We start from the raw sequence: 7942 nt of genomic DNA, 5'->3' as shown, positions 1-7942 counted from the left end.
TCCAGCGTGCCCGTGCCGTTGCCGTCCGGATTCTCGATGACCAACTTACCTTCCGCGCCTTCGCGGTTAAACTCTACTCTGAACACGTTGTCCGCGACTTGAACGATGTCCAGCACGACCGGTTTAACGATGAACGGCGGAGTCACCGACTTGTCTTTGAACTTCACGTTAAAGGAGTGCTTGGAAGAAACTTCGATGTTGCCCGCCAAGTCGGTTACCCCGACGAGATAGAATCCATAGTCGATTCCCGTTGCGAAGTACTCCTTGTATACCGATCTGACTGCCGCTTCCGCGTCCAGCGTGGCGACCTTCGAGCTCGCGTAGGTCGAATCTTCGGCCATGTCGAACGTCAGATAATCCTGAAGGTTGCCGTTGCTTGTCGAGGCGACCTTGTTGCCGTTCACGTACAGAACGACGTCTCTCTTGCCTTCCAAGTCGGACTTATCCAGATCGTGCGTGTCGAACACCGGCTCGGAGTAAACGAATTGCAATTGTTCGCCGATATGACCAACGCCGGCTCTGAACAATTCGAAGTTGCCGAGATTTTCGCCGAGTCCTTTTGCGCTAAGCGACGATACGCTTGGAGCGGTCGAATTTACCTTGTTGACCGCGAGCAACTCCGGATTCACTTCGTCCAGAATTCGGATCGGCTTCACGGCCGTATTAACGGTGAATTTGCCAGTGGCATCCTTCACGTTACGAACGGCTACGTTGACGGAAACGTCCTTCGTCAAATACTTATACGTAGTCGGACCCGTCTTCGACGTCTGAAGCTCGACCGCCAGCGTTCTTTCGGCATCCTCGGAACTTACCGGATTCGGGTAGCTGCCCAAGTCCGTATCCACGAGGTTCGTAAAGCGCGCATCTTCCGGCAGATTGATCGTGACCACCGTCTTGTTGTTCTCGGTATTGGCGACAATGTGATCGTCAAGCCACCATTGCGCTGCGCCGCCAGGATACGTCGTCTCGATCTTGCTGAGCTGATTGCTGTCCTGCAGCGTCGGAGGAGCGGCAAGCCTATACTTCGAATCGCCGTCGATGATTTCCATGTAGTAATTGTTTGGATTCGTTGCGCTAGCTCCGTCTACGACTTTGTTAAAGGTAACTTTAATATTGCGGTAATCTACGAACTCGATCTTCTCGACCGCCGCTCCGCCTACTTGCACGGGCGGGACGTAATTGACCGTTACTTCATACTCTTCTTCCAGGTACGTGATCGTCCGCGTGTTAGATCCCGCCGTGAGCGGAGGAGAAACCTGAAACTCCTTCGTTACTTCGTCTGAAAACGTGACGCTGATCGTCGTGGAGTTAACGGCCGCCGCGCTGACAACCGTAATCTCTTCGCCCGGATCCTCCTCGTTCTGAACGTCGAAGCTGTCCCATTCAATCGCATTGCCCTCGGCATCGTAATAAGTGATGTTGCCGAGTTCGCCTTTCTGAGCTTGCGTAATCGCCTGACCGTTGAACAATCCTTGAAACCCATTCGTTTGGCCTTCCAGATTAAAATACAACTTCCCATCCGCTTCATCCAATGCCCGCTGGATGCCGTCAACCCCATTGAAAAGCGCTTGAACCGAATAAGCTTTCTTGCCGATGACTACGGTGTTTGCAGGCAATGCCATTGCCGTTGAGCTGAATAGCATTGTGGCTACTGCAGTTAGAGTTGCGACCTTGGTTGCTCTTCGCACGAAAATATCCTCCCTGTTATACAATGATTTTTTATAATTAAATGTACGATGACATTTAATCCGAAGCTTTCTACGCGTCGTAATCCTGAGTACGGTCCGCGCTTACATCAATCGTGAACGAGTTAATGACGTTACCGGAAGCACCCAGGATCGAAACGATCCTCGTACTGGAGCCGGTATTGAGAGCGATGCTCTCTCCGAAGCCTTTCGTCAATGAGGAGCCTTCCACTTTGAATTTGACGCCTGCCGAAGCAGAATTCACGGTGATATTTTTCAAAGTAGGCAAGTCTTCCGCGACGTCTACCGTCACGTTCGCCGTCAAAGACGCCGGCTCTGGATTCGGAGCCTTGAATACGTAGTCCTTTTGATTATCGTTGGCGACGTCGGCATTTACGGAGCCCAGTTCGTTGGCGTCGGCATCCAAGATCGTCACTATAAGTGCGGCTTGCCCAGTTACCAAGGTGATCGATTCTCCAAACGGTTTGACCAGATCCGAGCCTTCCACCCTAAACTTCGCACCGACCGTCGACGATTTCACGGTGATGTTCTTAAAGGTCGGCAAGTCTTTCGCGACTTCTACCTTAATGGTTGCAGTTTGCTCCGACTCTCCCGGCTCTTCGCCTACATATTCAAACGTATAGGCTTTGCTGTTATCGCCGTTTACGTCAGCCATAACAAACCCTATTTCATTCCCGTTCGTATCCAGGATCGTGACCTTAAGAGTAGTTGCGCCAGCGTTCAGAGCGATGGACTCACCGAACGGCTTAACCAGAGCGGAGCCTTCTACTTTGAACTTTGCGCCGACCGTCGCCGAATCTACCTTAATATTTTTCAGGGTTGGCAATTCTTCAGCCACGTCAACCGTAATGTTCACCGTTGCCGAGTTTGCCGCTATCACTTTGACCGTCACTTTGCGTTCAGCTGCCGCGAGACCACGCGAATCCGATACGTTATAAGTAAGAACGTAGTCTCCGACTTTGGACGTATCCACTAGATTCTCGCCGGTCTTCACGATCCGGCTCGTGATATCCCCATCCTCGGGATCATTTGCCGTTACTGCGGGAGCCTGGAAGGCCCCCCCTACCCGAATCGTAATGACGCCATCGTTCTTGCCGTCCGGTTCAACGACCGTAATAACAGGCTTTTGGTTTTCCACCTGGAGCGTGTAGTTCTTCCTGTTGTCGCCTGCTACATCAACGATGACGAAGCCGAGCTCCTTGCCTTCGTTGTCCAGAATCGTGACCTTGAGAGTAGCGGCTGCGGTATTCAACGTAATAGACTCCTTGAAGGACTTAACCAAAGTCGATCCTTCCACTTTGAACTTGGAGCCGACATCCGCCGAATGAACAGTGATTTCCTTAAAGGTCGGTAAATCCTCGGCCACGTCTACCTCTATGTCCGCCTTGACGACATTCGGCGCGGGCGCTTCTACTTTAACCCTCACTATGCGTTCCGCCGCGGCCAGATTGCGGCTATCCGTTACGTTATATTTAAGGACGTACTCGCCGACTTTGGATGTGTCGACTAGATTTTCGCCGGTTTTCACGATCTTGCTCGTAATATTGCCATCTTCCGCATCAACAGCGGTTACTACGGGAGGCGTGAATTTGTCTCCGACTTTCAGCTTTATCCACCCGTCATTCGATTCGTCCCGTTCATCGACCGTAATAACCGGTCTTTGGTTCGGAGTAGGCGTTGGAGTTGGACCAGGACCTCCTCCTCCTCCACCATAGTTAACTTTGACGTCGAATGTAAGCTGGCCATCGGCATAACCGTCTTTCTTCGCGGTTACGGTAATTTTGACCGCACCCGATTTCAAGCCCTTCACTTCGATATTCGGGCCGTTCACGGTAGCCGTCGCCACTTTGTCGTCGCTGCTCTTTACCGTAACCTTCGCGTCTTCCGGCTTTGTTTTCACGGCGACCTTAGTCGTGAAATTCACGATCACGCTTTGTTCCTTAATAGCTTCGATCGTTACTTTTTCCTTCGGCGCCTTCGCCTTCAACGCGCTTTTCAAAGCGAACACCGTTTCCGCTCTCGTGATCGACTGCTTCGGCTTAAAGCTTCCGTCGGAGTAACCCTTAATGAAGCCGGCCTTGGCTACAGCGCCTATGTACCCTTTGCTCCAACCGGAGAAAGCGGTAAAATCGGCAAGCTGGGAAGCTTCTTCCTCGTCTTTCTCCAATGATGCAAGCCGGGATACGATAGCGGCCGCTTCTTCGCGTGAAATGTTGGCGATCGGTTTGGCCGTTCCATCCGAATAACCATTCAAATATCCGGCTTTGCTCGCAATCGCGATTTCCTTGTAGTACCATGCGCTTTCCTTAACGTCTTTGAACGATATCGCGGCAGGTTCGGTCAATTGGAACGACCGGTTTACCAAAGCCGCGAATTCCGATCTGGTGATTCCATCATCCGGTCTGAACGAGCCATCCGAATACCCTTTCACCAGTCCCGCTTCATACCATTCGGAGATATCCGCTTCTGCCCAATGTCCTTCGATGTCGGACAATTCGGACGATTGGGCGTTTGCAAATCCCGTGGGAATCGCAACCGCAAGTAGCAATGCTGCCAACAGAAGTAAGGGAATACTACGTCCTGTCCTTTTCCTCATGCGTTTCATTCTTAAAGCTCCTCTCGTAGGTTTGATACTCAAAATGATACAAAAAGTATCATCTGGAGCCATATTAATATACAAACTGTAACATCGTCAATCTGTCACGGGTCACTAAATTTTTCACTTAATGTCATGTATTACCACAAAAAAGTCATGGTGACTACCGTCACTTGACATATAGCTTACATATTACTTTTTGCATGACTTTACTCATGACTTGTCATATAATCATGCAAAATACTGCGAATTACCGATTGACGAACAGGACACTCCAAAGCCTACGTAGAAGTAATATGGTTTTAATTGACTGAGGACTTTCTTGGAGTGAAACGAACGAACGCCTTTTAAATGTCAAAAAACCCGGCATTTAATAAATGCGCGGGTTTCTCTTTGCATTTTATTGGATAATCAACCAAAGCAATAAATAGTAAACTCGTAATATCCCAGTCAACATCGTTCCTGATTACCCCTTGTTAACCGGTAATTCAACTTCCATGGTCGTCCCCACGTTTACGATGCTCCGAATCTCGATCTTCCCTTTGTGCGCTTCAACGATTCGATGGCAAATCATAAGACCTAATCCGGTTCCGCTTTCCTTCAGCGAGAAGAAGGGTTCGCCGATTCTCTCCATCCGATCCGCGGGAATTCCGACTCCTTGATCGGCAATTTTAGTCGCAATCGTATCCTGATCCTTCATATATATCGTGATTTCGACCATCCCGCCATTCGGCATAGCTTCTATTGCGTTTTTCAAAACATTCATGAACACTTGCTTAATCTGGTTGGGTTCGCATTCTATGGAGAATCGAGGGGAAAGTAACGTCAAATTCATCTGCACGTTAAACATTGTCGCCTGAGGTTGCATGAATACAAGGACTTGTTCGATCAAATCCCGAAGGTCGCATACGACGAAATGCATAGTTTGAGGCTTGGCCATCCCGATAAACTCGTTCACGATATCATTGATCCGATCGATTTCCCCGAGCATGATATCGACGTAATCCGTATTTTTCTCGCGAAGAAGCTGCATGAATCCTCTCAGCGATGTCAGAGGATTCCGAATCTCGTGCGCGACTCCCGCGGCGAGCTCCCCTGCGATCGATAGCTTGTCGGATCTCCGTATCATTTCCTCCGTTTTTTTCCGTTCCGTTAAATCACGAATAACGACTTGCACGATAGGATGTCCGATGTGCCTATGCACGCAGACCGACGAAACCTCGACATCTACGATCTCGCCATCTAAGCATTTAATCTTCATCTCGATAAAATCCATATAATCATTGGTTTGAACGACTTTTTCCATCCGTTCTAATATGAGGGGGAGGTAGCTGGAGCAAAAAAAATCGATCACCGGATATCCGACGAAATCTTGCGGCCCTGATCCCCGCAACAATTTAATCCCTCTATTATTAATGAACGTAACGATGCCGGCTTGATGCAAAATAATCGGTTCAGGGGATAGCTGAAGCACGCGGCTGTATTCCCGCTCCTTAACCTCGAGCTCTGACACCGCCTTCTTGCGATCCGTTATATCGCGACATAATAATTGAACCGACTTAACCCCTTGGAATACGATCTGAACCATCGTGCTGTCGACATAGATGATTTCGCCGTCAAGCCGGATGAGCCTTTCTTCTTTTCTTTCCGGAACTTTACCTTCATTAAGAAACTTATGAACATCATCCGCCAGACTTTGCCGATCATCCGGATGTACGAAGCGCTCAATGCGTTGGCCAATGATTTCATCTGGATGGTTAGCTCCGATAAGTCGTACCGCAGCCGGATTAACGAAAACAACGACGAAACCCTGATGGACGACAATCGGCTCCGGGGAACATTCTACTAAGACACGGTAGCGTTCCTCGCTCTCCCTAATCTTTTCCTCTGCTAGCTTCCTGCAAGTAATGTCCCTCTCGATAACGATAAGAGCAATCAATGCGCCATCCGCATCGTTTACGGGAGAGATCGTAACGTCCGTATAGAACGCCCCGCCGCTCTTGGTGATTTTCTTGGCTTCTATGACCGTTACTTTCTCTCCCTTGGCAATCCTTTCGAACACTTGTAGCGCCTTTATCCGCTCTTCGGGACTTAAAGGCATTTCATTGCCGATAATTTCATCCCGGGTCCAGCCGTGAAACTCCTCGAACTTCTTATTAACCTCCAATACTTTCCCAGCCGTATCAATCACGTACACGGCATCGGAAGTAAGGTTTAAGAAGGAATCTAGCACAAGCAACTTGTTTCTGACATCGGAGAGCAGATTGTTGTTGTTAATTGTCATCACCCGTGACATAGATTGGTATAATAGACTATTAATTCACCAATCTTCGACATAATCCTTGTCGATCTCCTTAAGATGATGAAATAAATTCCAATTATTTCTTGTAGCTGATCAAAATAGCATTACTGATTTTCCGTCCAGGCGTCGTTAAATACTTCCCGTCCGCGTACAATCCGCTCGATGCCCCTCCATCCAGATTCATGGCTTGGTGGGCTCCCGCCTGCTTCATGATTTCCGCGAGTTGAGGGATGGTCGCTCCGCCCAACGTAAGAAGAATAAGCTTATGGTCACGGGTAATGCCTAACGCGCTGCGCGCGCCCCCGCCCGTTAATATTTTCGGATCTCTAAACCCTTCCTCCACGACATTAAGCGCGACAATCCCATCCTTCACCAACCGAGGGCCCGCTTGTACGCCGCCTTCGATCTTGATTTGCTTATAGTCTTCCTTATATTCCGTTCCTGAGATGAGCTTAACGAGCTTGTTCATATCGAAAGTGAACATCGTTCTCCGATCGCTTAAACTCTTGTGCTTATGCTCGCCTTCGCTAATCACGTTACCGTAAGGAACCTTGAAGGCCTGTTCCGTATACGCATCGAAGAAACTGCCGTTAATCGCGACTACAGCACCGTTTTTCTTCGCAATGCTATTAAGGTCTTCGACTTTACCGATTTCGTCCTGCGCCAATCCGATACTTAAGCCGATGCCGGGGTGAAGCAAGGATATCGTAACCACTTGAGCGCTAAACGTATTGCGTCCAACCTTAAACGTCCTCTTCTCGGTCTTGATCGGTTTGTCGCGATTCGGATTTTGAGTTTGCTTGACGACGGGTATTTCTTCCGTTTGTTCTCCCGAGGTCACGCTAACGGACGCCGAGTTCGCGTTCCACGTCGTCTTCATATTCAGTTTCTCGGCAACGAATTTCAACGGCACGTATTTGACTCCGTCCGCGATATAAGCACCATCCGTCAGCGCGACCCCCTCATTGTTGACGATAGCTTCTTTATTTCCTATCGATAGAACAAGATTGGTTTCTCCATGGGTGATTCCCAATCGTTTATCCGTGGAATTCCACTTTATATTCGCTCCCATTGCGGTAAGGAAAGTAGTTGGTACATAAATAGAAGCAGTCGCGGGATCCAAGTAACCGAATGATTTGGTCCCGGTAGAGGCCGAGCCTGTAGAAACGAAACAGAAGCAAAACAAAAGCAAAACGCTAGCGAAAAACTTGTTCATGATCATATAACTCCTTGTTCTCTTGTTGTTGGTCACTCCTTTTCTATCGGATTTTCTGAAAATACATTGAACATCGGCATAGAAAAACCCCGACACTCGGCTTGAGATGTCGGGGCTGGCCT

General features: G+C 48.9%; 4 protein-coding genes (1 of these 4 only partly in view). All 4 read right to left on the bottom strand.

Going from position 1 to position 7942, the window contains the following annotated elements; genetic code table 11:
• Positions 1-1688: the 5' portion of a hypothetical protein gene (locus tag HH215_RS32210; protein ID WP_169283629.1), read on the bottom strand. It extends 1684 nt beyond the left edge of the window; only the first 1688 of its 3372 coding nucleotides appear in the window; the start codon lies at positions 1686-1688; its stop codon lies beyond the left edge, outside the window.
• Between the two features lie 70 nt (positions 1689-1758).
• Complete coding sequence (locus HH215_RS32205; protein ID WP_169283628.1) at positions 1759-4311, bottom strand: S-layer homology domain-containing protein; 2553 nt, start codon at positions 4309-4311, stop codon at positions 1759-1761.
• Between the two features lie 457 nt (positions 4312-4768).
• Complete coding sequence (locus HH215_RS32200; RefSeq protein ID WP_169283627.1) at positions 4769-6586, bottom strand: PAS domain-containing sensor histidine kinase; 1818 nt, start codon at positions 6584-6586, stop codon at positions 4769-4771.
• A 94-nt stretch (positions 6587-6680) separates the two neighbouring features.
• Positions 6681-7820 carry a phosphodiester glycosidase family protein gene (locus HH215_RS32195; protein ID WP_169283626.1) on the bottom strand — a complete coding sequence of 380 codons (1140 nt, stop codon included), beginning with the start codon at positions 7818-7820 and terminating at the stop codon, positions 6681-6683.
• Positions 7821-7942 lie beyond the last annotated feature (122 nt).

Origin of the sequence: Cohnella herbarum (assembly GCF_012849095.1) — a bacterium.
GTDB classification, from domain to species: Bacteria; Bacillota; Bacilli; order Paenibacillales; family Paenibacillaceae; genus Cohnella; species Cohnella herbarum.
The sequence above is the reverse complement of the archived record's forward strand: the minus strand, read 5'-3'. Positions and strand labels throughout refer to the sequence as shown.

What these genes read in the sequence shown, in the direction of transcription:
- HH215_RS32200 (WP_169283627.1), bottom strand. Translation starts at nt 6,586, where the DNA reads ATGACAATTAACAACAACAATCTGCTCTCCGATGTCAGAAACAAGTTG.
- HH215_RS32205 (WP_169283628.1), bottom strand. Translation starts at nt 4,311, where the DNA reads ATGAAACGCATGAGGAAAAGGACAGGACGTAGTATTCCCTTACTTCTG.
- HH215_RS32195 (WP_169283626.1), bottom strand. Translation starts at nt 7,820, where the DNA reads ATGAACAAGTTTTTCGCTAGCGTTTTGCTTTTGTTTTGCTTCTGTTTC.